The 25,925-nt window shown below is 35.3% G+C and carries 24 protein-coding genes and 2 pseudogenes; 10 read left to right on the plus strand and 16 right to left on the minus strand.

The window, feature by feature from the left end:
• Positions 1-428 precede the first annotated feature (428 nt).
• Positions 429-1,385 (plus strand): IS5 family transposase, encoded by a 957-nt coding sequence (locus tag OOK92_RS07000; protein ID WP_253309764.1) that lies wholly within the window; start codon positions 429-431, stop codon positions 1,383-1,385.
• Between the two features lie 208 nt (positions 1,386-1,593).
• On the opposite strand, the gene OOK92_RS07005 is transcribed toward OOK92_RS07000, so the two are convergent.
• A complete protein-coding gene (locus OOK92_RS07005) occupies positions 1,594-2,313 on the minus strand; it encodes a hypothetical protein (RefSeq protein ID WP_264735659.1) in 720 nt (239 codons plus the stop codon).
• Positions 2,314-2,459: 146 nt separating this feature from the next.
• Between OOK92_RS07005 and OOK92_RS07010 the strand changes: the two genes are divergently transcribed.
• From OOK92_RS07010 to OOK92_RS07025, 4 genes are all read left to right on the plus strand, one after another.
• A complete protein-coding gene (locus OOK92_RS07010) occupies positions 2,460-3,854 on the plus strand; it encodes a TrkH family potassium uptake protein (RefSeq protein WP_264735660.1) in 1,395 nt (464 codons plus the stop codon).
• Positions 3,855-4,066: 212 nt separating this feature from the next.
• The gene (locus OOK92_RS07015) at positions 4,067-4,246 is read left to right on the plus strand and encodes a hypothetical protein (RefSeq protein WP_264735661.1); all 180 of its coding nucleotides are present in this window, start codon (positions 4,067-4,069) and stop codon (positions 4,244-4,246) included.
• Between the two features lie 109 nt (positions 4,247-4,355).
• Positions 4,356-4,511, plus strand: coding sequence for a hypothetical protein (locus OOK92_RS07020; protein WP_264735662.1), 156 nt, complete (start codon positions 4,356-4,358; stop codon positions 4,509-4,511).
• The gene (locus OOK92_RS07025; protein ID WP_264735368.1) at positions 4,496-5,452 is read left to right on the plus strand and encodes an IS5 family transposase; all 957 of its coding nucleotides are present in this window, start codon (positions 4,496-4,498) and stop codon (positions 5,450-5,452) included. The genes OOK92_RS07020 and OOK92_RS07025 overlap by 16 nt, the downstream gene beginning before the upstream one ends.
• Before the next feature lie 243 nt (positions 5,453-5,695).
• Here the strand turns inward: OOK92_RS07025 and mgtE are convergent, their stop codons facing one another.
• Entirely contained in the window at positions 5,696-7,066 is a 1,371-nt protein-coding gene (gene mgtE, locus OOK92_RS07030; protein WP_253308930.1) for a magnesium transporter, read from the minus strand.
• A 154-nt stretch (positions 7,067-7,220) separates the two neighbouring features.
• On the opposite strand from mgtE, the gene prfB reads away from it, so the two are divergent.
• From prfB to OOK92_RS07045, 3 genes are all read left to right on the plus strand, one after another.
• Positions 7,221-8,325 (plus strand): peptide chain release factor 2 gene (prfB, locus tag OOK92_RS07035; RefSeq protein ID WP_253308929.1). Its coding sequence is split into 2 segments (ribosomal slippage): positions 7,221-7,295 and positions 7,297-8,325, totalling 1,104 coding nucleotides; the frame shifts between segments, so codons are not numbered across the junction.
• 64 nt (positions 8,326-8,389) lie between these two features.
• Entirely contained in the window at positions 8,390-9,088 is a 699-nt protein-coding gene (locus tag OOK92_RS07040) for an ankyrin repeat domain-containing protein (RefSeq protein WP_264735663.1), read from the plus strand.
• Positions 9,089-9,106: 18 nt separating this feature from the next.
• On the plus strand, positions 9,107-9,655 hold the full coding sequence (locus OOK92_RS07045) for an ankyrin repeat domain-containing protein (protein WP_319803923.1): 549 nt from the start codon (positions 9,107-9,109) through the stop codon (positions 9,653-9,655).
• A 23-nt stretch (positions 9,656-9,678) separates the two neighbouring features.
• On the opposite strand, the gene OOK92_RS07050 is transcribed toward OOK92_RS07045, so the two are convergent.
• The 4 genes from OOK92_RS07050 to OOK92_RS07065 all read right to left on the minus strand — a co-directional run bounded on the left by OOK92_RS07050 (position 9,679) and on the right by OOK92_RS07065 (position 12,674).
• Positions 9,679-10,023, minus strand: coding sequence for a DMT family transporter (locus tag OOK92_RS07050; protein ID WP_264735665.1), 345 nt, complete (start codon positions 10,021-10,023; stop codon positions 9,679-9,681).
• 16 nt (positions 10,024-10,039) lie between these two features.
• Entirely contained in the window at positions 10,040-10,336 is a 297-nt protein-coding gene (locus OOK92_RS07055) for a DMT family transporter (protein ID WP_264735666.1), read from the minus strand.
• Positions 10,337-10,462: 126 nt separating this feature from the next.
• Complete coding sequence (locus tag OOK92_RS07060) at positions 10,463-11,569, minus strand: D-alanyl-D-alanine carboxypeptidase family protein (RefSeq protein ID WP_264735667.1); 1,107 nt, start codon at positions 11,567-11,569, stop codon at positions 10,463-10,465.
• A gap of 874 nt (positions 11,570-12,443) precedes the next feature.
• Entirely contained in the window at positions 12,444-12,674 is a 231-nt protein-coding gene (locus OOK92_RS07065) for a hypothetical protein (RefSeq protein ID WP_264735668.1), read from the minus strand.
• A 208-nt stretch (positions 12,675-12,882) separates the two neighbouring features.
• On the opposite strand from OOK92_RS07065, the gene OOK92_RS07070 reads away from it, so the two are divergent.
• Positions 12,883-14,616, plus strand: coding sequence for a recombinase family protein (locus tag OOK92_RS07070; protein ID WP_264735669.1), 1,734 nt, complete (start codon positions 12,883-12,885; stop codon positions 14,614-14,616).
• Here the strand turns inward: OOK92_RS07070 and OOK92_RS07075 are convergent.
• The 8 genes and pseudogenes from OOK92_RS07075 to OOK92_RS07110 form a co-directional block, all read right to left on the minus strand.
• Positions 14,578-15,324 (minus strand): annotated as a pseudogene (locus OOK92_RS07075) (reverse transcriptase N-terminal domain-containing protein); the annotation flags it as partial. The gene OOK92_RS07070 and the pseudogene OOK92_RS07075 sit on opposite strands and share 39 nt — an antisense overlap.
• Before the next feature lie 450 nt (positions 15,325-15,774).
• Positions 15,775-16,158 (minus strand): annotated as a pseudogene (locus OOK92_RS07080) (Rpn family recombination-promoting nuclease/putative transposase); the annotation flags it as partial.
• A gap of 245 nt (positions 16,159-16,403) precedes the next feature.
• On the minus strand, positions 16,404-16,658 hold the full coding sequence (locus tag OOK92_RS07085) for a PD-(D/E)XK nuclease family transposase (RefSeq protein WP_406722537.1): 255 nt from the start codon (positions 16,656-16,658) through the stop codon (positions 16,404-16,406).
• Between the two features lie 334 nt (positions 16,659-16,992).
• The gene (gene holA / locus OOK92_RS07090; RefSeq protein ID WP_264735670.1) at positions 16,993-18,009 is read right to left on the minus strand and encodes a DNA polymerase III subunit delta; all 1,017 of its coding nucleotides are present in this window, start codon (positions 18,007-18,009) and stop codon (positions 16,993-16,995) included.
• Between the two features lie 5 nt (positions 18,010-18,014).
• Positions 18,015-18,203, minus strand: coding sequence for a hypothetical protein (locus OOK92_RS07095; RefSeq protein WP_264735671.1), 189 nt, complete (start codon positions 18,201-18,203; stop codon positions 18,015-18,017).
• Positions 18,204-18,334: 131 nt separating this feature from the next.
• Positions 18,335-19,144, minus strand: a complete 810-nt coding sequence (locus OOK92_RS07100) for a metal ABC transporter permease (RefSeq protein ID WP_253307337.1) — start codon at positions 19,142-19,144, stop codon at positions 18,335-18,337.
• 1 nt (position 19,145) lies between these two features.
• Positions 19,146-19,502 (minus strand): Mth938-like domain-containing protein, encoded by a 357-nt coding sequence (locus OOK92_RS07105; RefSeq protein ID WP_253307338.1) that lies wholly within the window; start codon positions 19,500-19,502, stop codon positions 19,146-19,148.
• Positions 19,503-19,506: 4 nt separating this feature from the next.
• The gene (locus tag OOK92_RS07110; RefSeq protein ID WP_264735672.1) at positions 19,507-20,373 is read right to left on the minus strand and encodes a 4-(cytidine 5'-diphospho)-2-C-methyl-D-erythritol kinase; all 867 of its coding nucleotides are present in this window, start codon (positions 20,371-20,373) and stop codon (positions 19,507-19,509) included.
• A gap of 81 nt (positions 20,374-20,454) precedes the next feature.
• Here OOK92_RS07110 and OOK92_RS07115 point away from each other — a divergent pair, with 81 nt between their 5' ends.
• The gene (locus OOK92_RS07115; RefSeq protein WP_264735673.1) at positions 20,455-24,012 is read left to right on the plus strand and encodes a UvrD-helicase domain-containing protein; all 3,558 of its coding nucleotides are present in this window, start codon (positions 20,455-20,457) and stop codon (positions 24,010-24,012) included.
• Positions 24,013-24,595: 583 nt separating this feature from the next.
• Here OOK92_RS07115 and OOK92_RS07120 read toward each other — a convergent pair.
• Together OOK92_RS07120 and radC are read right to left on the minus strand one after the other, a co-directional pair.
• The gene (locus tag OOK92_RS07120; protein WP_007549156.1) at positions 24,596-24,886 is read right to left on the minus strand and encodes a GIY-YIG nuclease family protein; all 291 of its coding nucleotides are present in this window, start codon (positions 24,884-24,886) and stop codon (positions 24,596-24,598) included.
• 152 nt (positions 24,887-25,038) lie between these two features.
• A complete protein-coding gene (radC, locus tag OOK92_RS07125; RefSeq protein WP_253309929.1) occupies positions 25,039-25,713 on the minus strand; it encodes a RadC family protein in 675 nt (224 codons plus the stop codon).
• Positions 25,714-25,925 lie beyond the last annotated feature (212 nt).

Consider the following 25,925-nt stretch of genomic DNA (forward strand, 5'->3'; position numbering starts at 1 on the left):
TTTGAGTAAAAGAAATTTCACTACCACTCACTAATCCGGCTAAAATTCAAGAATTTCAATGCTTTAGCTATTTTCAATAGAATTAAGTTTATTAATATAAATAATAAATTACTATTCTTAAATTTGATCAGATTGATTGCAAAAAAACAAGATTTTCAATAGGTTGCTTATAATCCTAGCTATAGTTAGCCTTTCATAAGTAGCGATGCAACAAAGCCCACTGGAATCCAGACTTTAATTATTATACTCGTAAATAAGTGTAATAGATAATGGTCCTGGTGAGAAAAAAGTTCACCTCAAATGCAGTATTTTTGTTGAAATAGCTCAACTGGATGCCAGTGGGCTTTGTTGCATCGCTCAAGTGAAAAGAACTGGCAGTTACTGACAAAATTCATTATAAATAGCCATTTAACCGTTGAAGAAAAAATATGCCACAAAAAATGAGAGTCAGTAACTGCCATGAATATAACAAATTTCTCCAAGAAAGAGGAAGCATTTTTTGTTATATCAATGACGCCATAGAAAATTGGTACGAGAATTGTCCAAAAATGCAGGGCGGCAACTATATTTATAGTGATAAAGTTGTGATTTTGGTGCATATAATCGTCAGTTTCTTTAGAATTGGTTTAAGACAAACAGTCGGGTTTATAAAAGGGTATTTGCAACAAATAGGAAGAGATTTGGCAGTTATCAGCTATTCACAAGCATCAAGAAGGTTTAAGAAACTTAATATTAAGATAAATGATTGCAGAATTGATAAAAATAATATGGAAGATATCGAAATTGCTATGGACAGTACAGGAATTAGTATATACAACAACACTCCTGGTCACAGCAAGGAAAATAGCACTGACAGAAAATATCGTGGCTATGAGCAAACGAGAAAATTGCACGTAATGTTGAATATAAACAACAAAAAAGCCATAGCTGTAAAATACAGTAACGGTGTCTACTCTGATCACTATGGAGCTTGTGATTTGCTAAAAGAAGTTGATTTTCAGCATGCCATAAAAGCACTATATGCAGATAGAGCATGTGATAGGCACAAGTTTTATAAGTTGTGTAACGAATATGATATAAAGACAAAAATTCCACCAATAAACAATGCGGCAGAACATCCAGAAATAGATTATATGTCTGACAGGAATGCTGCTATTAGGTTAATAAAATTATACGGTGAAGATGGCATGAAAGAATGGAAAAAAGAAGTAAATTATGGGAAAAGATCTTATATTGAAGGGTTTTTCTCAAGATTAAAGCAAATATTCGGATTTAGTTTTAGGAATAAATCTGAGATAAATCGAGAAAAAGAACTGCTAATCAAATGCTATTTGCTTAATAAATTCACTGATATTGGTATGGCTAAATTTGAGATAGTTACATGAATTTACCATAAATCACCATCTCATAAAGTGTGATGCAACAAAGCCATGCCAGTGTCACGCACTGGCATGACACCATTTGTTGTAAACTCACTTTTATGGTTATCTTTTTATACTACCTTGTCTACCTTATTTTGTCGCTTTCCTGAACGGATACATATTCTTTGTCTAGCGTAGTCAGATCCCAGCGCGCCGCGCTGGGATGACATTATTAACGTTGTACTGCTGTAAACGTTCTGTCTACACTTGGATCTTCTAAAACCTTAGCAATACCAGCACCCATTAATATAACGGCTGCCAAAGCTGTTAAAGCCAGTGCAACTGCAGGATACGCTAGCACATAGGCTGCAATAGCACCAGCTACGCATAGTCCAGTAACGCCTAGAGCAATCTTCCCTTTGTGTTCACTCCAGAAGTTTGTATCGTTATTTTCTGTGGTTTTGTTGCCAGTAGTTGGTGCAGTAGTGTTAGTTACTATAGGAGCGTTGGAATCAAGACCCATTACCCTCTTGTGCTCTTCCACTTCTTCAATAACTGTTTTAAGAGCAGGATATATATCTGTGTTATTAGGGTCAATTTTTCTTTGAAAATGTTTAAGATTATCTATTGTATCCGTAAAATATGGTTGATCTTCAAAAAATTTTGTTACCTTGTAACCACACAAAGAATCACGAGTTTTTTGATCAGCCTCCTTCCAAATTAGTTCAATGATCTCTACTTTAGTGTTAACGCTAGCTTTAGAACAGTTAATAACAAAATCTAAAATGGTACCTTTGTCACCAGTCAAAGTCTCCTCGTGGCTCAAAACTGCTTGTATATCACTATGTCCATTACTGTCGAGTACGTTCTGGAATTCTTGAAAATTGCCATTCCAGACTGCCTGTCTTAATGAACCTAGAATTTCTTCTTGTGCATTAGTTAATTCAATCATATCTTACCTCTATTTTCTATAAAGTTTAATTATCACACATATTTACAAGTAAGTCAAGTATATTGTTAATAACTGTTAATAAAGGCCAACAAAATGCTTGACGTTAGAGTAGCTTTTATGGCTTTGTATAGCGAGGAAATAACTCTATGAAAAATCATCAACGTTTACAAACTTTACGTTCAATTGTATTTATTGTGGGAATATTCCTATTGTTATTTAGCTTAGCAATGCTTATTCCTGCTATTACTAATAAATGTCTCAGCTACGAATGGAAAAATTTTCTCGCTGGATTCATAATTACCTGCACATCTGGCGTAATTTTTATTTTACTCGGTAAATTAAATGGCATGCCGGCAATTTTTGCAATTACTAGTTGCACCTGGATTGCCTTGTCTTTGTTTGCAGCTATTCCTTTCTATTTTGACAATCTGAGCTATGTTGATGCATTATTTGAAACGATATCTGGCATCACAACCACAGGGGCAACTATATTTAATGATATTGAAAAACAATCTCCAGGAATACTGCTATGGAGAGCAATGCTACATGGCATGGGGGGTTTTGGTGTAATCACTTTAGGAATTGCAGTTTTTCCTATGTTTAAGATTCTCAGCCTAAATAATTTACTTTATTCTGAATATTCAGATGCTACAAAAAGGAAGTTGCCGAACACGCGAAGCGTAGTAATTCATATTACAGCAATATATTATGGCCTAATTTTGTTATGTATATTTTCCTATTATCTGGCTGGTATGCCACTATTTGACGCAATATGTCACGGAATGTCCGCTGTATCAACTGGTGGATTTGCTAACTATAATGATTCTATAGGGCACTACAATAACCCTATGTTAGAAGTCATAACGATCATTTTTATGATTTTGGGTTCTCTGCCTTTTTTTAGCTATTTAAAAATCATAAGACGGTTAGACATTTGCTATGATGAACAGGTCTCTTACTTTGTTAAGATAGCTATTGTTTCATCTTTATTTGCTTGTTTTTGGTTGTATCAAAATGTTGATTTAGGAGTGTCATTATCATTTAGATACAGCACGTTTACCATCACCTCTTTAATTACGTCAACTGGTTATGCAATCTGTAATCATATAGATTGGAGCTTCATTTCAGTCTTAGCTTTTTTTCTAACCTTTGTTGGTGGATGTAGTGGTTCTTCAAGTGGTGGCATCAAAATCTTTCGTTTGATCATTTTTCTAAAGTCTATAGGAAATCACTTTCGCCTTTTATTAAACCCAGGTGCAGGTAATAGGGTAAAATTCAACGGAAAAACCCTGGAGAATGATGAAGTTCACTCTGTCTTTATATTTTTTGCAATTTTCATGTTAACGTTTACCATTTCATCAATAGTGATGTCTTACTTAAGCAATGCAGACTTTATAACTAGCATCAGCTCAGTCTCTGCAACGCTTACAAATTCTGGCCGGCTTTGTTGCATCGCTACTTATGAAAGGCTAACTATAGCTAGGATTATAAGCAACCTATTGAAAATCTTGTTTTTTTGCAATCAATCTGATCAAATTTAAGAATAGTAATTTATTATTTATATTAATAAACTTAATTCTATTGAAAATAGCTAAAGCATTGAAATTCTTGAATTTTAGCCGGATTAGTGAGTGGTAGTGAAATTTCTTTTACTCAAATTTAGGTATTCACTGACCGTTCTTGTTATAAATACCAGAATAATAAGCTACTGATATTCTCCATCTTTTTTATCTTTAATCCATCATAGCTAGCGATGCAACAAAGCCATTCTGGCCCGGGATTTAGTAATTTAATAGGCCCTTCAGGTAACTATTCTTCTTTCAGTAATGAAGTAAAATTATTTTTGTCGTTTTTGATGCTGCTTGGTAGACTTGAAATATTGCCAATCTATTTTTGTATAGGTAATTTATTCTTATTTAATAGAAAGAAATAGTTGGTAAAGTTGTGAAACTTGATATTATAGCTAAACTGACTTACGACAATTTGAAAAACCGTCATTCCGCTACTTGTTAGCAGAATCTATACCGCGAATAAATCTACAGATGTACGAACATTGTCTATCAGGAGGGTGTCATCCCAGTGCCCAGACACTGGGATGGCTTTGTTGCATAGCAACCGAAAAAATCTGGTGGCTACTGACAAAATTCATTATAAATAACCATTTAACTGTTGAAGAAAAAATATGCCACAGAAAATGAAAGTCAGTAACCAAAACGAATATAACAAATTCCTTGAAAAAAGGGGAAATATTTTTCGTTACATCGATGAAGCTATCGAAAATTGGTATGAAAATAGTCCAAAAATGCAGGGCGGCAACTATATTTACAGTGATAAAGTCGTAATTTTGGTGCATATAATTGTCAATCTTTTTAGAATTGGGTTAAGACAAACGGTGGGGTTTATAAAAGGATATCTGCAACAAATAGGAAAAAATTTGGCAGTTATCAGCTATTCACAAGCATCAAGAAGGTTTAAAAAACTTAATATTAAGATAAATGATTGCAGGGTTGATAAAAGCAACATGGAAAATATTGAAATTATCATAGATAGCACAAGTATCAGCATTTACAGTAACACTCCTGGCCACAGTAAGGAAAACAGTGCAGATAGAAAGTACCGAAGCTACGAGCAAGTAAGAAAGTTACATGTTATGTTAAGTGTGAATAGTAAAAAAGCTATAGCTGCAAGATACAGTAATGGCGTCTACTCTGACCACTATGGAGCTTGCGATTTGCTTGAAGAAGTTAATTTTCAGCACAAAATAAAAGCATTATATGCAGATAGGGCATACGATAGGCACAAACTTTATAAATTGTGTAAGAAATACGATATAAAGACAAAAGTTCTACCAAAAAAGGATGCAGCAGAACATTCAAAAATAGATTATATGTCTGACAGGAATGCTGCTATTAGGTTAATAAAATTATATGGACAAGATGGTGTAAAAGAGTGGAAAAAGGAAGCAATTTATGGAAAGAGATCTTACATAGAAGGATTTTTCTCAAGGTTGAAGCAAGTATTTGGATTTAGCTTTAGGAATAAATCTGAAGTAAATCGTGAAAAAGAATTACTAATTAAGTGCTATTTGCTCAACAAATTCACTGATATTGGTATGGCTAAATTTGAAATCATTACATAAATTTGTCGTAAACCATCACTGCTTAAGGTGCTATGCAACAAAGCCCACTGGGATCCAGGAATTTTATTAAGTTGGTAAGCATAAAAGTAGCCATTTTATGTAAAAATACAACATTTTGATGATTATGAAAAGGCTAGATTCCAGTGTCAAGCACTGGAATGACACCATTCGCTGTACAGTTTACCTTTAAAAATGAATGTTCGTACAGCTATGGAATAAATCGCGGTATAGCTATAGATAGTATCAGCTGTTTAATAAAAAGATCGTAGCTAAACCAAGAAACATAAGAGCTGAGAGAATATCAGTTGTTGCCGATGTTAGGATTGAAGAAGAAACTGCAGGGTCAGACTTTAAACGGTGAAGCATTATAGGAATGAAAGTTCCGATGAACGTTGCAATAATTGACATCATAATCATGGAGACCACAAAAATCATCTCCACTTTGAAATTGTGAAATCTTATTGCTAATACTACGAGTGAAATGGTAGATAAAATTACCCCGTTTATAAGACCTATTAAAAATTCTTTCATCAGTACTCTTTTTGCATTTTGCTCAGTTAGATATTTTGTTGCGATTGCCCGGATGGTTAGCGTTACTGTTTGGGATCCTGCATTTCCGCTCATTGATGCAATTATCGGCATGATTATTGGCAGTACTATAAAACTTTTTATTACATCATCGAAAAAGCCAACTACTATGGAACACATTGTTGCAGCTAAGAGGTTAAACAGTAACCAAGGTAGCCTTTTAATTATAGTTTTATGTATAGGGGCATTTATATCGGCTTTAGAAGATACACCGCTTATTTTGAGTACATCCTCTTCTGTTTCTTGTTGAACAACTTTTATCACATCTTCAATTAAGATCACACCAATAATTTTACCATTCTTATTTACTACCGGAGCCGATAATAGAGAGTAATCTTTAAATATTCTTGCTACTTCCTCTTGGTCTACTCCAGTTTTAATGATTTTTATGTCATGATCCATTATCTCTTTTATTATTGTGTCTCCTGAGTGAGATATTACCTTATTTAAATTAACACTGCCTATAGGCTCTAATTTTGAGTTGATAATGAATATCTGGTGAAATCTTTCTGGTATTTTTTTATAGTTGCGCAAGAATTCCATTAGCTGATTTATCGTCCAATAATATGGAGCTATAACCATATTTTTATGTATCAACCTTCCTGCACTTTCTTCTGGGTATGATAACAACTCCTCTACTAATTTTTGAGTTGCATTGGGTAAGTAGTTAAGTATGTTTTCTATAGACTTTCTATCCAAATCTTTCACTATGGTTACTATATCTTCTACATCAAGGAGCATTAGTAACTTTGCTGTATTTTCTATTCCCAATGTTTCTATGATCTCTCTTTGTAAATCTGGCACTACATGCACTAGGGCATCACTTAACAAATGTTGATCGAGGATATTAACTAATTTCTCCCTGTGATCACTGATTGAAGTAGATAAAAAATAAGCTAACTGAACGCTATCTATCGTTTTTACAATATTACAAACATTTTCTAGCTCCTCGTTATCAAGTGACTCTATTAAGTCATCAATAGCCTTTTTGTCTAAACCATAATGAGAACTTATTTTAATATTCATTACTTTACCTTATTTTTTAATAAATATACACACTTGATTTCCTTAAACATTAAAGTATAATGAAATTATTTTGAATTAACTATCATATGGTTAAATTTCTATTTTGTTTGCTGTTATTGTTAGTAATAGTAAATATATTAAAATCTAAAGTATAATGAAAACTTATTCAGAAATTTTCGAATACTTTCAAGGCTTAAATAAAAGTATTTCTCTTATCAGGAGGTGTCTTTGACATAGAAAAATTAAAGTTGCGTCTTGAAGAGCTGGATTCCCAAGCGTCGAATGATAATCTGTGGCAAGACAATCAAAAGGCACAAGAAATTTTAAAAGAACGTTCTAAAATTAAGCATGACGTAGAGTTGTTTTTAAAGTTGGAAAGCGATTACAACGATGCCATTAGCTTAATGAAGTCTGCTATTGATGAGAATGATGAAGAATTTTTCTCTGAAGTTGAAAGTGAATTAGCTAAGCTAGAGAAATTAATCAAACTTAAAGAGACAGAATCCTTATTTACTGGTGAAGCAGATAACAATAACTGCTTTTTAGAAATCCACTCAGGAGCTGGTGGAACAGAGAGCAATGATTGGGCTGAAATGCTGATGCGCATGTATGTAAGATGGGCAGAAATTTATCACAACTTTAAAGTTGAAGTTGTAGAAAAATTAGAAGGAGAGTCGGTTGGTATAAAGTCTGCAATGATAAAAATCGTTGGAGAAAAAGCTTATGGGTGGGCAAAAAGTGAAAGTGGAATTCACAGGCTGGTTAGAATATCGCCGTTTGATGCAAATGGTAAACGTCATACCAGTTTTGCAAGTGTAGGAGTAACTCCAGTGATAGAAGATTCAATTGATATTGCTGTGGATGAAAAGGATCTGAAAATCGACACCTACCGTGCTTCCGGAGCAGGCGGTCAGCATGTGAACAAGACTGAAAGTGCGGTACGCATTACGCATATTCCAACTGGTGTTGTAGTTCAATGCCAAAATGGTCGTTCTCAACACAGAAATAAGGATGAGGCGTTAAAATTACTTAAAGGACGTTTGTACCAAATTGAACTGGAAAAAAAAGAACAAAAGATGGCTGAAGAGTATGGTAAAAAATGCGATATAGGCTGGGGTAATCAGATCAGATCGTACGTTATGCATCCATATCAAATGGTGAAGGATTTAAGAACTGGACATGAAGTGGGTAATATAAATTCTGTTTTTGATGGTAATATAGATTGTTTCATAGTTAGTGTGCTTACTAAGCAAAATTAGGTAGGGTTAACTTTCTTGTCATAATATATGATAATTAAAATATTGTTAAAGTAGGAGTAAAGTTATGACAATGAGCAATGATAAGTGGAAAAGAATATTAAGTACAGTTAATGAAGAAGGGAATTTAAGTAAGGACAATGTAATTGAGAAAATTAGAGAGAAATTGTCACGAGATTCAGATGAATATACTCAGTTGAGCGAAACTGGTTTTGATGCGAGTCTCACCTGCTTAAATATAGAGTATACTAGTAGTTGCATAGAACCTGGATTTTTTGGCTTACCATCCATACGTAACCAAGTGGAAATCCATCATAGAACATTATTTATTTTAGCTGCTATTACTGGTCATGTGAAGATAGTAGAAGCTCTAATAGAAAGAGGGATAGACATTAATACAGTAGATAAAGATGGTTTGACTCCTTTACACGAGGCTGCTGGTAGTGGTCATGTGGAAGTGGTTAATGCTCTAATAAAAAAAGGAGCAAATGTTAAAGCGGTAGATAAGTATGGGAATACTCCTCTACATTTGGCCGCTTCACATTATAGCGATGAAGGAATTGTAAAAGCTCTAATAGAAAACGGGGCAGATGTTAATGCAAAAAATCAAGATAGATGTACTCCTTTACATTATGCTGCTTTGAGTAGCAATAATAAGGAGATAGTAGAAATTCTAGTAAAGGAAGGAGCAGATGTTAACGCATCATTAGATGAATCTATGATCACTCCTCTACATATGGCTGCTAGAGGACATAATGCTAATTAAGAAGTTGTACAGGCTCTAATAGAAAAAGGAGCAAATGTTAAAGCGGTAAGTAAAGATGGTTTGACTCCTTTACACATAGCTGCTTCATGTGGCTTGAGTGGAGAGATTGTGAAAACCCTGATAAAGGGGAAGGCGAATATTGATGCGGTAGATAAATGTGGAAGGACTCCCTTACACTTTGCTACAGATTGCTTCAGCAGCACAAATATTGAGATTCTAATAGAAAACGGAGCAGACTACTCATTAAAGAATAAAAATGGTAAAGCCCCAATGGATCTTGACAAAAGCGGATATATAAAACAGTTTTTGGAAAAGAAGGCAATTAAAAACGGTATTATTGCCGGCTGTGCAACTGCGGCACTCAGTACTGCTATAGCAGTGGCACTTTTTGCAACCGGGACAGTTGCAGTTGAATTGATGTCCGTAATGATAGCAGCAGCTATCATTACAGCAGCGGCACTAGCAGTTGGTGGTATTACATATAGCATATTAAAACCTAGTACTAAAATGGACGAAACGAAAGAAGCGCAAAACGTAAATGGGAATGCGCAGGAAGTATTTCCTTAATATAATTCCAATTGTGGGATCTCTTATTCCATTTTATCAACAGTTTGTTTTGCAGTATCAAACAATTTTAATCCTATAATCCCGAATGTAACTAAAATAAAGCATATTACTTCGAATAAATTAACTGGTTCATTAAATAGGTAAACTCCAAGTATCGAAGCTCCTATAGCACCTACTCCAGTCCAAATTGCATAGCATACTCCGATAGGTATAGAACGTATAGCGAGCGAAAGTAAATACGTACTAAGAGCCATGGAGAGTATGCTAATTATTGATGGTACGAGATGAGTAAATCCACAACTATGCTTAAGTGTTATGACCCAGAACACTTCAATTAGTGACGATAAGAGTAAATATACCCAATTCATGCATAAATTTTTAGGTTTAAATAGAGAGCTTTAGCCCTATGGTTCCTATTACAATTAAAATGATACATAAAACTTGAGATAAATTAATATTCTCTGTGAAAGCGGTTGCACCAATTATAGTTATTCCAATTGTGCATATTCCAGAGGAAACTGCATAGCATACTCTAATAGGTAGAAAGCATGCTGCAAGAGATAAAAAGTAAATGCTAATGATCATAATTACCAATGTTGCAATCGAAGGCACAACTTTAGTAAAACTGTTACTAAACTTTAACGTTACAGCCCACAGTATCTCTAGGATACTAGACAGCAACAAATATAACCAGCACATTTTCGTAACATTTCAATCTTGTATTGTAACAGAAATTGTTAGTTAAAACTACACTAAAGTGCAATAGATCTCTCTTTCGAAATTGCTTTGAAAGCCAATATATTAAACTTAAAATAACATTCTAAAAAACTTTTCTACGAAATTCAATTCCTGTACGTCATTTGCTGCATAAAGAGGTGTAGTTTGTTGCTCAATACCTGGTATTTCTACAAAAACTTTGCCCACTTCTTGACCTTTTTTAATGGGTGCAGGTATCATATCTTTATATTCAATACGCACCTTAATTTGGTCATGCAATTTGCGGTTGTAAGTTATGGTAACATCGTTTGCAACTGTAATAGGCACTTTTTTATCTTTTCCATAGAGAACATTTACTTCCTCAACTACACTGTCTTTAGCAAATATTTTCTTAGTATTAAAATGTTTTAAGGAGTATTGTATCAGTCTTTTTGCTTCTTCTATTCGCTCTTTCTCAGTGTTTAAACCATTTACGACAGCAAAAATTCTCCTATCATTTCGTTTTGCAGATGCTACAATGCCATAACCACCAGCATTTGTATAACCGGTTTTTAAACCGTCAACCCCAATGTCGTGAAAAAGTAGAAGATTTTTATTCTTTTGTGCAATTTCGTTATATGTCAAATATTGTTCAGAAAATAAATCGTAATATTCAGGAAAATCAGTGAAAATCCTTTTTGCCAGCATTACCAAGTCTTTTGCGCTCATAAAATGATCTCCATCTGGCCACCCGCTTGAGTTGACAAAATGACTGTCATTCAGGTTCAAATTTTGTGCAACCTCATTCATTTCAGCCACAAAATTCTCTTCTGATCCTGCAATACCCTCGGCTAGTGTTATGCAGGCATCATTACCTGAGACTATTGTAATTCCTTCGAGTAATTCCCTCACCGTAACGGATTGACCTTCTTTCAAAAACATAGAAGAGCCTTTTCTTTCCCACGCTTTTCTGCTTACTCGAAATTTATCCTCCATATTTATTATTCCAGCTTTTAGATAATCGAAGGCTATATATAAAGTCATTAACTTGCTCATTGAAGATGGGGCCATTTTTTCATCGGAATTATGGTCAAAAATGAACGAGTCTGAAGCTAAATCTAAGACTACTGCTTGCTTTGCTTTGGTTCTAAACTGGTATGAGTATGAAGAAAAAGGAAGTATAAAAACTAATAGCAAAATTACCAATCTGCTTAACATATCTATAATTTTAAATTTACAGTGCACTAATTAATAGTATAATTTTACAGGGGCATTTCAATAGATCTCTTGCATAAAACTTGCTTGACAAACTCCGCCAGCCCCCTTATCATGAAACTCAAGGTATTCAGTTATCTTCATCTGTGCAGATTAAACAGCAAGAAAACAACGTAGTTGGCGTCTTATTTTTAATTTTTTGCACTATGTGCACCTTATGTCTTCACAACATTTCTGGGTTTTTACCTATATAAGCTGAAACGCGCTTATAAGTCGTTTAAGACAGTATAGTACGCCAATTTGCAGGATTAGAGAGTGACAACTAGCTAACACGGTGTTTCTTTTGCCTTTTTTTCTGCTTAGTAAATTTCTTAAACATTTAAACTAAGGTGAGTTGCATTTAAAAGCAGCTAAATTGCAGTGTTTAAGACTTAAAAAACGCCAATACTGAAAGTAGACAATGACTAGGGCTTCTTTTGCCTTTTTTTTCGTTTGGTAAATTTCTTAAATATTTATGGCTAAACGACAACCGTCATCCCGCTACGTGTTAGCGGGATCTCTTGTTAGCGGCTGAGATACCGCGAATGAATCGCGGTATGACGGTCTGCGGCGATATGACGGTTCGCGGTGGCATGACGATAACTTCGTCATCCCGCTGCTTGTTAGCGGCTAAGAGATACCGCGGCGGTATGACGGTGTAGATAGTAATTCGTCATCCCGCTGCTTGTTAGCGGGATCTCTTGTTAGCGGCTGAGATACCGCGAATGAATCGCGGTATGACGGTTAAGTATCCCGCTACTTGTTAGCGGCTAAGAGATACCGCGGCGGTATGACGGTGTAGATAGTAATTCGTCATCCCGCTGCTTGTTAGCGGGATCTATGCTAAGAGATACCGCGGCGGTATGACGGTCTGCGGCGATATGACGGTTCGCGGTGGCATGACGATAACTTCGTCATCCCGCTGCTTGTTAGCGGGATCTATGCTAAGAGATACCGCGGCGGTATGACGGTCTGCGGCGATATTACCCCGCCAACAATGTTGCAAAAAACGTAAAATTAGAGAAAAGCATTTCTCGAAAACTTCTATGTCCAAAAACAAGAGTGCCATTTATTTATAGTGCCAACAATCAATTAACCATCAGTTTCAATGAATGATATGAACATATTATTTCAAGGAAAGTTCATGGGAAATAAGAGATTAGCTATACGGATTAGCTGTAGCTATGAAACTAACCGGTTGGCAGAAAAGTATTTGTTAGATGCTTATGAAAAAGCCGTGTCAAAGCAAGTAAGCCAAAAAAATTTAAAACATAAAAATGGGATTCAAGGAGGATCAAATGGTAACAGTGAGTTTATATGCAAGAGTTTCTTCGGGGAAACAAGCACAAGAAAATACAATAGCAAGTCAAGTTGCAGCTTTAGAGAAGCAAATTAGTACGGATGGATACAAATTATTAAGTGAGTATAAATTTATTGATAATGGCTACAGTGGATCTAATCTAGTCCGTCCTGATCTAGAAAAGTTACGTGATAAAGTAACAGAAGGTAAAATTGATAGAATTTACATTCATTCACCTGATCGCTTATCTAGAAAATATGCATATCAAATGGTATTACTTGAAGAATTTGAGAAAGCAGGAGCAGAAACGGTTTTCTTAAATTATGAGATTAACGATAATCCAGAATCTCAATTGCTGTTACAAATGCAAGGTATGATAGCAGAATATGAACGAGCGAAAATTATGGAACGAAGTCGTCGCGGAAAGATTTATGCAGCTAATAAAGGTTGTGTAAGCGTAATGGGAGGAGCTCCTTATGGTTATCGTTATATAGATAAATATATGGGAGGAGGACAAGCTTTATTTGAAATAAACGAAGAAGAAGCTAATGTTGTTAGGAAAGTATTTTTGTGGATAGGAAGAGAAAGGACAAGTATTGGGGAAGTGTGTCGTCGGCTAAACACTATGTCTATTATAACACGAACAGGAAAAAAGTACTGGGATAGAAGTGTGATTTGGGGTATGTTAAAAAATCCTGCTTACAAAGGACAAGCGGCTTTTGGTAAAACAAAAGTAGGTATAAAGTTACAACATATCAGACCACAGAAACATTCTTGTGAACAACCGAAAGATAATTACTCTACCTATTCTGTTGAAAAAGCAAATTGGATTTATGTTAAAGTGCCAAATATAGTGGACGAAGATGTATTTGATATAGTTCAAGAACAATTAGCTGAGAATAGAAAAATAGCAAGGACAAGAGAAAGAGGAGCAAAATATTTACTACAAGGTTTAATCGTATGTAAGCGTTGTCGTTATGCATATTACGGAAGTCCTGTAAGAAATAAGCGAGGAGAAAAAATTGATCATTATGCTTATTATCGTTGTATTGGTAGAGATTCTTACCGTTTTGGTGGTAATAAAATTTGTGATAATAAACACATTCGTACAGATGCATTAGAAACAGCCGTTTGGGAAGAGGTTAAGCATTTATTGAAAAATCCAAATAGGGTTTTAGAAGAATACAGGCGTAGACTTTCAGAGCTTAAAAAATCATCATGGGATCAAAAAAGCGATTTACTAGAGAAACAAGAAAATAAATTAAAACGTGGTATTGCTAGACTTATTGATAGTTATGCTCAAGAATATATTAATCAAGAAGAATTTGAACCACGAATTAAAGCAATGAAACAAAGTTTAAAAACAATTGAAGAGGAGAAGAAAAGGATATTCGATCAAAAGAAATTAAAACAGGAATTAACTTTGGTTGTAACCAATTTAGAAGACTTTTCTTCCAATATTACATCAAACCTTGATAACGCAGACTGGCTAACTAAACGTGATATTATTAGAACGTTAGTCAAGAGAATTGAAATTAACCTTGAGGACGTAAATGTGGTATTTCGTGTAAAAGAGCTACCAAACTCTCCTGGAAATAATCGAGAAGAAAAGAAAAATTTGCAACATTGTTGGCGGGGTAATCGTCCCTCCTTGAATTGTACCACGTTTTGTGGATTGAAGCTTTCCATCTTCCATAACACCAGCTCCTAACCATCCTTTTATGATTTTCTTTAATGTTGGTGTGGTATTGAGCTTTTCAAGCAATTTATTATGGTTAATATTGTCAAAGCATCCAGAAATATCAGCATCTAATACATATGCTGTTTTCTGTTTTAGCACATCAAATATGGCTTCAATTGCATCATGACATGATCTACCAGGTCTAAAACCATAAGTGTTTGGCTCAAGTTTTGCCTCCCATTCTGGTTCTAAAGCCATTTTTACAAGTGTTTGTTTTGCTCGACACGATATAGTGGGTATACCAAGTGGGCGATGCTCCGATGGCTTACCAGATTTTGGAATCCAGACACGTCTTGATGGCTTTGCTTTTTCTTTTATATCTAAAAAATATGATAGTTGTAATCTTTCTTTTTGATTAAGGTTAGCTTTTCCATCAATACCTGCAGTCTTCTTCCCCCTATTGTCCTGTGTTACTTTCTTAACAGCGAGTGTTTTTGCACTTGTTGATTTGAGTAATAATCTCTGAAGATTATGCATCTTTTTGATATCATTACATTTAGAAGCTTGGTAAATTCGTTTTTGTAGCTTAAATGAAGATTTCTTTAGCTTGCGCCAAGGAATTCCATTCCATTCATACCTAACTTTTTGCTGGTCCATAACATATTCACTACTATTCACCACTTTACCTTCCAAATTAAAGTGTTTACGTCTGCATATCCCAGATATTACTTTGGGCATTAGCTTCTTAAACAATCCTTCCACATAGTAGCTTGTGGCTGGCTACTTACTTATATTTTAATGAATATAAGAGCTTCTATGTGGTTACTCTGTTCCATGGCTTCGTTTCACGTTAAACTTAGATTCCTACTATTTGCCGGAAGCTTGGAACATCAATAACTAAAGTCTTCAATCTTTAGTTCCCTTTTTGCTTCGTACCATTTTGGTCTATGCGTAGTTCAATCTCTTTTCGCATATTATGCTTTGACGACAATTCAAACATAGGTTTCTCTCGTAATCATATCTAACTCTGTTTGCAGGGATTCACCACGAGATTTAGTGTTACCTGCTTTTATCTCATGCTTGCATCCCAGAGGTTGCCACTCTTTGAAATGTGAGATATACATTATCCCTGATGTCTGGGAAGATGGAATTTAACCACCACAAAACCATGACCTTCCAGGTCGCACTAAAAAAGAAACACCACCTTTCTACTATACTTTCTAACTGCTCTACTTTACTTTTTGAAAATTTGGGCAATTCTATAAAGATAAATTGAAAATCTTTTAAGTAATGGCCGTTAGTTTTTATATCACGTATATTATGAGTAGAAATATAATCAACTTCTTCAGGAAGTAAGTTACAATTTGATATAGCAATAAAGAAGACTTTCTTTAAATCAATGTAGTTGCCAGATTTATCTAATTGTCTTGAGTAGGCTTTAGCGGCATATAATTGAGCGCGTTTTTCGAAGCCCTTGTCTCTAGCGAGCTGCATTTCTGCTATATATCTATTTCCATGAGAATCCTTGCAGAGAACATCAACAATACTTTGTTTATCAGAGGCAACTTCGGGATGGCTTTGTTGCATCGCTACTTATGAAAGGCTAACTATAGCTAGGATTATAAGCAACCTATTGAAAATCTTGTTTTTTTGCAATCAATCTGATCAAATTTAAGAATAGTAATTTATTATTTATATTAATAAACTTAATTCTATTGAAAATAGCTAAAGCATTGAAATTCTTGAATTTTAGCCGGATTAGTGAGTGGTAGTGAAATTTCTTTTACTCAAATTTAGGTATTCACTGACCGCTCTTGTTATAAATACCAGAATAATAAGCTACTGATATTCTCCATCTTTTTTATCTTTAATCCATCATAGCTAGCGATGCAACAAAGCCCTTCGGGATCCATAATAGTGCTAAGAAACTCAACTTCTTGTATTGCATTTATCTCAGTAAACCCTAAAATATCGTTCAAAAAGTGGATCAGGATATTCTTATTTTTTTCCGTTCCAAAGATTTTTTTGAAACACAAATCATTGCGAGGATCGAGAAATTTTGAAAGAGCCATGGCAAAAATGCTTGAAAATATTAATAATTATACACTATTATTAACAATTATTCAACCATATTTTTGAAGATAGCTATAGCTATGCTGCCGCGGTATCTCTTAGCATAGATCCCGCTAACAAGTAGCGGGATGACGAGGATGCCGCCGCGAACCGTCATAGCGCCGCGGCGCTAACTAGTAGCGGAATGACGGTTTTTCAAATTGTCGGTAAATCTAAGTCAGTTTAGCTATAGGCAGCAATTTTCTGTATTTATTTTAAATTGAAGAAAGCTCAAATGAAAGATCGTGTTTTGCTAAAAATCACAGAATGCAGTCTGGTTACACCTTATCTTTGTTAGCTATAGCAAGTAATTGTATTTGTAATATGACAAATCACCTGCTGAAAAATCATTTTATGATCTAAATCAGTTTTTTTACAGGTAACTTCTAAGCTTATCAATTCTTCCAAAATCTTTTTAAGTTCTGAAAGTTGCAAACTTTTCAAATGAGATTTAAAGCTCTGCAATTGTTTAAAAAACAATGGAGGGCTTAGCTGATCAATCGCAGCCTGCTCACTCATTCCACCTTGCACTGACAGCAAAACGTTTTCAAGGCGTAGGAAATAATTTGATATAATGCGAATTAGCGCTATCGGTGAAAAATTTTCTTGCGATATCAATGCATCAGAAATTCTAATGAAGCGCGACATATCTTTACTTGCTATGGCAGAGCATAGATCATCAAGTGTAGCATAGTCGTTGCCGGAAGTTGAAAAGCATAATTCTATATCAGTAAGTTTTAGGTCTTTTCTCTCCCCTAAGTACAAAACTAACTTCTCAAGTTCTGAACATATAGGCAGCTTGCTATGATTAAAGTAAGATTGCAAATGGTAGATTATCTCATTTGTGCATTTTATATCATTTTGTTTTAAGTAACTTGATATAATGTCATAAAGATTGCTGTTGCTGTCCTTATAGCAAGCAATCACACCAAAAATTTTTGAACTCTCCATATAACTTTTAGTCGCAGAATTATATGGAAGATCACTTGCTACCATCATTACATAGTGACCACTTGCGTTATAATCCAATACGTTTTTTAACTCTTTGGATATACCTCCACTCACATTTATCAGCTTAATTAATTTTTTGCTGGTAAACATCGAAACGTTTGCCAATTCAGAAAACAGTAAACCGGGTGACTTATTCACTATTGCAAAATCCATCACCTGAACTGAATACTCATCCAAATTGGCAATTATTTCTTGTACATAAAAACCAACCCTACTGTTATCACTTCCATGAATTAACACACCACTTAAAGCATCAGGTTTCTCTAGGAATTTTTTAACTTTGGATGGTATGACCCTCATGCCATCTATATGATATCATTCTCATTTGATTGTACATGAGTATCCAAAGACTCTGAGTTTTCTTGCGCAATATTGTGCACATCATCTGCCATACTCTGCACATTATCCGACTCTTCTGTTTTTCCTGTAATATAATTATAAAATTTTTTCATAGGTTGAGATATATATTTGGAAAAAAATCCTTCTTCGCTCATATTGCTTACTCCATAAGATTAACAGCTTATCATTAGCACATAAACAATAATATAGCAAAGACTATTTTGTGCTAAGATAGTGATGTTTTATAATGAGTATATTACAAAATTATTAACATTCGAGACTAAAATCAAGCCAACCTGCTTAATACTAACCTTATAAAATAAGCGATAATTAAATATACGGCTGCAACAAGTATAATTGCAGGTCCAGTTAACAAATCAAAACTTGCAGATAACATCAGACCTGATATCCCAGAAATCACAGAAAAAACTGTTGCAACAATAATCATCTGCATTGGAGTTTTCGAAATGAGCCTTGCAGATGCTGCTGGTATTAGCAAAAATGCAGCAATGAGTAATATTCCTATTAATTGGGCAGCAATTGCTATAAATATAGCAAGAGTGATTAAAAATTCTAGTCTAACAAAATTAACATTAATCTTCTCAACTACTGCTAAATCTTGATTAATTGAAATCATTAACCAATAACGCCATCTAAATATTAATATCAAAGTAACTATTACAGAGATTAAAAAAATCAATATTATATCACTTTGATCGAGCGTTAATATATCACCAAACAGTGAGCTAATAATACTATTATTGCCCGATGGAAGAAAAGACATAAGTATTAAACTCGATGATAAAACTACATTGGTAACAATGTTCAATATCGTATCAGCAGAATATAATCTGTTAAAATTAAGAGAAAGTAGTATAGCAAATGTAATTGCAATGAGCATTATGCTAAGCGATGGGCTAATCTTAAAGATTAAAGCAAGTGCAACACCAAGCAACGAAGAATGGGACAAACTATCACCAAGATAAGATAACCTTTGCCATATCATAAACGATCCTAAAGCGCCTGTTACTAGGCTAATTACGACTACTGCAACTAGACTATTGATGAAAAAGTCCTGGGTAAACATTTCAAGCATGCTATATGGCTATTAGATAACTGACAACAAATCTATCTTCGGATATTAAAACGTTATGGGTTCTGCATGCTGCACCGGTTGTCATAAATTCAAAATTTAAACCTTTTTGTTCCATAAGATAGGACTTCACTGAAGAACTTGGTATATTGCGTGTTTTACCAGTACCTATTATCAAAATTTCTATTTCCTCTGTTAAAAAAGATTTAAAATGTTCCTTGCTATTTATATCACTTTCTTTCAATTTAATCACCTTTTCAGGAAAAACTATAATTGAGCCGCAATATTCTCTATTATTCACCAAAAATTTTCCTTCCCTGTAACCATTTATAAGATTTTTATTCTCGGAAATTAAGGGCATAAAGTCAAACTATTAATTGAGTGTCACATACCCACCATTCTGGTTGCTTTTCTCTGATATTAACTGCAGCAGCTTTTGCATTTTCCTCACTATCGAATATTCCAAAGCATGATACACCACTGCCTGACATGCGAGAAAGTATAGAGCCTTCTTGTGACTCAAGTGTTGATATCACATCCTGAATTTCAGGTACAAGACTTACTGCTATCTCTTGAAGATCGTTTCTCGTCTCTTTAAGAAGCTTCAACAAATCCTTTTCAGCGTCATCGCTCCATTTAATTGGCTCAGAAAATTCTCCTTCATGTTTGGAAAATACCTCTAGTGTGCTCAAAAACTTTTTTTTCGGCTTCACCAGTACTATATTTGTGGGTAGAGAGAATTTTTTTATGGGACACAACTCTTCACCAATACCTCTAACAAAAACTGGCTTGCTATCTATACTCGCAGGAACATCAGCACCAACGCTTAAAGCTATTTCATTTAAAATCGTCCTATCAATCTTCCACAGCTTCCCTAGTATGCGTACCACAGCTCCAGCATCTGAGGAGCCACTGCCCAAACCCGCAGCAATTGGTATATTTTTCACAACCTTTACAATGACTTTAGTTCGCGCAGGAGCATATCTAAGCAATAGATTAACTGCTCTCATTACGGTGTTGTACCTGTTATTAATTCTAAGTTCGGAATTTACAAATTCAACTGTAGAGTTATCGTATCTAGAATACTTCTCACCTACTTTTATTTCCAAAAAATTAGAAAGATTAGCAAAGACAAATAAACCTTCAATCAAGTGATATCCTGTTTCCTTCTTATTTACAACATGCAAAAAAAGATTGATTTTTGCAGGCGCCTTTACACAAAAACTTTTCATTATATATCTTCACTAAGATTATTTTTACATTATATATATAATGCTATTTTAGTCAACTTCTATAAGGTTTTCGCACTTCTGATGAGATCAAATGCCATAAATCCCAATTTCTCTGTATGGGTAAATGCGTCCGCTGGTACAGGCAAAACAAAAATCTTAATAGACAGAGTATTGAGACTTTTATTAGAAAACAAAAGAAATATTCTCTGCTTAACGTTCACCAATGCTGCAGCAAACGAGATGGAGAATCGCATTCACAGCATACTCAGTAAGTGGGCAATATGCTCAGAAAGTGAATTAATAATGGATCTGGAACAACTAGACCTATTGCAAATCAGAAAAAAAGAAACCTGGATCCCAGTGTCAGCTACTTGGATGACAGGGGATGACGCAGAAATAACGGAGAATGATGCTGAGGTGATAGCACCACATAATCACGATTTAAGTGAAAATCCAGTAGCTCACCCTTCGACGTCATCCCAGCACCCCTATTTGTCATCCCAGCACCCCTATTTGTCATCCCAGCACCCCTACTTGTCATCCCAGTGCGTGACACTGGGATCCAGAAAAAATAAAGATTATTTAACAAGAGCAAGAAGGCTTTTCTCTGAATTGGAAAATCTTGGTCTAACTATACAAACCATACACGCTTTCTGTTACAAACTAATTTCCAACTTTCCCATAGAAGCTGGCATCGCCCCAAATTGTACGCTGAGTGAATGTAAAGAATTACATTCCATCATATTCAATAAAGTGCTTCATAATGAAACTGTGCAGGATAATATCAATCTTATTGCGGCTGAATTTGATGAAAATAAGCTACGCGATTTGCTTTATACTTTATGTATAAAAAGATCGATATCAGAAAATGATTCAGAATATATCAAAGATAAACTCAGTGCTCCAGATGAAATTCATGACTTACAGAGTGAAACGACTGAGCACATAAAAAGATTAGCCGAGATATTAAGTGAAGGCAGTAAAAGAGATCAGAGTTATAGTGCAATGCTCTATGATTGGTGTAATAGATTCCTTGTAAAATCTCCTATCATTCCACCACTCTCTGTCATTCCAGCGCGTGACGCTGGAATCCAGAAAAAAAGAAATATGGATCCCAGTGTCAAGCACTGGGATGACACCGGAATGGAGCGGAAAGACACCAGAATAGAAGATTTAGCCAAGGTATTTCTCAAATCAGAATCGCACGAAAAAAAGAGCATATCATCCATTGCAACAAAAAGTACTTTGGAAAAATTTAGAGATGCAGAGCAAATAATAGAGAGCGTTCAGAATGTAGTGTTTACTCATATAAAAGACATGAACTCTTATCAAATATTCAAGAGAACCAGTAGCTTACTTGGTATATTTAAAGTATATGTTGATCTATACAGTAGCGAAAAATCAAAAAACGCACTGCTTGACTACAATGATATAATTGGCTTAGCAACAAATCTTCTCAGCAATCCAAACTACAAAGATTGGATATTGTTTAACTTGGATCAAAAAATAGATCACATCCTTGTTGACGAGGCACAAGACAATAGCATCAGCCAGTGGAAAATTATAACAAATCTCTGCGATGAATTTTTTGCCGGTAATGATGAAAAGCGAACCTTATTTGTAGTTGGTGACGTAAAACAATCCATATACAGATTTCAAGGAGCAAATCCCCATCTATTCAACTACATGCAACAATACTTTCATACGAAAACTGGTGGCAGAGATTGGATATCATGCCAACTTGAAAAGTCATTTCGTTCAACTCCAGAAGTTTTAATGCTTGTAGATAGAATATTTAATAACTTCCGCGCAGAAATATCTTTTGTTGATAATGAAATAAAACATGTTCCACATAGAGAGAATGACCAAGGATATATTGAAATTTGGCCAGCGTTACCAAAGTGTAAAGAGAAAGAACAGCGAGCTTTACAAATTCCTCTGACATGCAGGGAAAATTATATAATAACAGATCGATTACTTGCTCAAACAATAGCCAACAGAATTCACAATTGGTTAAACGAAGGGCGGATTTTAGTCGCTAAAGATCGCCATATAGAGCCAAGGGACATTGTGATTCTGGTACGGCAACGAAACGTGTTAGTTGATTACATAATAAGCGAACTTAAAAAAGCAAACGTGCCAGTTGTAGGCCGAGATTATTTTAGAATTATGGACTATATAGCCGTGCAGGACTTAATAGCTTTGGCCGAATTTTTACTCCTCCAGGCAAATGATCTAGCTCTTGCAAATGCTTTAAAATCACCGTTATTCAATTTTACCGAGGATGATTTATTTAACATTGCATATGACCGTAAAGAGCATTCACTATGGGAAAGAATTCAGGATTATTCTGTGGTTATCTATAGTGAATTAAACTATCTCATTAACTTATCTCGCATAGAGTCTCCTCTTGCACTATTTACACATATATTGCGTACAGGTAAGAAGAAATTTGCTGCAAGGCTAGGTCTTGAGTGCTTCGAGGTTCTAGACGAATTTATGAACCTTGTGTTGCAATTTGAAAACCCATCTCTTCAAGCATTTGTTCAATGGATCAAGGAGAATAATCCGGAGATTAAGAATGATATGCAATCAGAACGCAATGCTGTGCGAATAATGACAATTCACAAATCAAAAGGTCTGCAAGCTCCCATAGTATTTTTGGTTGATACAAACACAGTGCCAAGAAACAGTGAAAGCATTATCTTTGATGGAACGGAAGTGCCATTTTGGTGTGGAAAAAACAATAACGCTTATTGTGATCAAGTAAAAAGAGAGAAAAAACTAGAGGATTATAACGAATATTTGCGTTTATTATACGTAGCACTCACACGTGCTGAAGATGAGTTATACATCTTAAGTAAAGAGCCAGTGCAAAAGGGCTCTTGGTATGATCTAATCACTCAGTATGGAGAACCATATGAAAAGAAACAAGCATACTTACAGCCAATATTTAAAGAAAAAGTTGAAGTGCTATGTGTGAACGCAAACTACCCTTACATTTATAAAAAACGTGATTATTTTGACGTTCCAGTCATTTCCCTTCCGCCAAACCTATCAATGTCATTCCAGCGCCCTCTTTCGTCATTCCAACATCCTTCCTTGTCATCCCAGCGTCCTCCCCTGTCATCCCAGTGCTTGACACTGGGATCCAGTAAAAAAGAAGGAAAATCAGCATCAGCTACTTGGATGACAGATGGTTATACAAGAGGCCTGATCATTCACAGCATATTACAATATATGCCCAAGATAGAAAAAGAAAGGAGAAAAAACTGGGTCAGAAAATATCTTGACAATATAAACACCAGTGAAGATAAGGATGAAATTTACAGTAAAATATTGGCCTTTAATGAAAAATATGGCTATTTGTTTGACTTAGAAGGCAAATCAGAGATTACACTGAGTGGAATAATCGATGGCGAACCAGTATTAGTACGACTAGATAGGCTATGCATAACGCAAGATAAAGCGATCATAATTGACTACAAATCACACCGTAACGTTTCTGTTTCCTTATTAAATGAAATAAAAAAGCAAATGCTGACCTATAAAACCTTAGTACAAGAAATATATCCAAACAAGCAAGTAGAGTGTGTGGTTATTTGGGTGGAAGATTTAACCATTCAATCTGACCTTTAACGAAACTTGATTACAAGAAATAGCTACTACGTCATACCCCGCGGTATCTCTTAGCATAGATCCCTTACTTAACCGTCATACCGCGATTCATTCGCGGTATCTCATCAGCTAACAAGCAGCGGGATGACAGCAGTCCTACGTCATACCGCTGCGGATAGATCCCGCTAACAAGTAGCGGGATGACGAATTAATTAACTGTCATGCCGCCGCGAACCGTCATACCGCCACTCCTTTCTCGTCATGCCACCACGAACCGTCATACCGCGATTCATTCGCGGTATCTCATCAGCTAACAAGCAGCGGGATGACAGCAGTCCTACGTCATACCGCTGCGGATAGATCCCGCTAACAAGTAGCGGGATGACGAATTACTTAACTGTCATGCCACCACGAACCGTCATACCGCGATTCATTCGCGGTATCTCTAGATCCCGCTAACAAGTAGCGGGATGACGAATTAATTAACTGTCATGCCGCCGCGAACCGTCATACCGCCACTCCTTTCTCGTCATGCCGCCGCGAACCGTCATCCCGCTACTCCTTTCCCGTCATCCCGCTACGTGTTAGCGGGATCTCAGCATAGCTATCTTAAAGCTAAGTAATATAAGTCAACCCAGCTAGGATTCTTTTGATTGATCAAATTAATTTTCCACTGCCTTGGCCATTCTTTCAGGCGCCTTTCTCTTGCAATAGCTAAACTTATATCTTCAAACTCTTCAAAATATACAAGTTTATTTACATTATATCTTGATGTAAAACCTGAAACAATTTTGTTTTTGTGTTCCCAAATCCTCTTGATCAAATTTGCAGTTACACCAATATATAATGTGCTATTAGCTTTATTTGTAAGTATATAGATATATGATAACTTCATCTTAATCGTTTATAGCTAAAGTAACTGAGGTTTACCAACATTATACTACACCATCGTGCCACAATAAAACTTACCGTCATCCCGCCGCGCCGCTAACACGTAGCGGAATGACGATTGTCGGTAAATCTAAGTTACTGTAGCTATAAAAGCTTTCACAACAACCTATTTTCCTTGAAACTAAAATAGCTACTGAATGTAATAATAATGTGGTCTATTAATTCTATTCCTATACTTTGGCAAGCTTCTGCTAGTTGCCTAGTGAGAGATATATCGCTATTTGAAGGTTGTGTATCTCCGCTTGGATGATTGTGAGATATTACAATGGATGTTGAACCAATCAAAAGTGCGCGCTTGATGATCTCTCTGACATAAAGAGGAGTTTGATCTACTGTACCAACGTTTTGCAGGTCTTCCGCTATTAGACGATACTTTTTATTCATATAGATGACGCGAAAATTTTCCTTATTGAGGCTTCCTATGCTTATTCTTAAATAATCAAGCAATTTTTCCCAGTTATCGATTATAGGCAGGTCTTTTATTTCTTCTCTTGCAGAACGAACAAAGGCTTGTTTCACACAAAAGATGGCAGATATTGCTGCATTGCTGACACCATCAACATTTTGCAGTGCTTCCAGGTCAGCATTAAAAACTTTATTCAAACTGCCAAAATTTTCTATCAAACTCTTTGCTATCGGCTTTACATCAATTCTACTGTATGCTGAATATAAAATGTGCTCTAAAACTTCATAATCAAGTAATGATTGTCCATTATCTAAAATAATTTTCTCTCTTAGGCGCTTTCTATGCCCCTTTTCGTAATTTTTCATCATTAGTGAATTGCTTATCTCTTGTATAATAAGAAGTTAGATTTTTAAGTAAAATATTTAATAAAGCGCATGACGCACAATTGTAAGAACATTCATTTTTAAAGACAGTAAATGGTGTCATCAAAGTAGCTGACGCGAGCTCTACGTCATACCGCAATTCATTCGCGGTATCTCAGCAGATCCCGCTAACAAGTAGCGGGATGACGAAGTTA

Origin of the sequence: Wolbachia endosymbiont (group A) of Rhinocyllus conicus, assembly GCF_947250775.1 — a bacterium.
GTDB lineage: Bacteria > Pseudomonadota > Alphaproteobacteria > Rickettsiales > Anaplasmataceae > Wolbachia.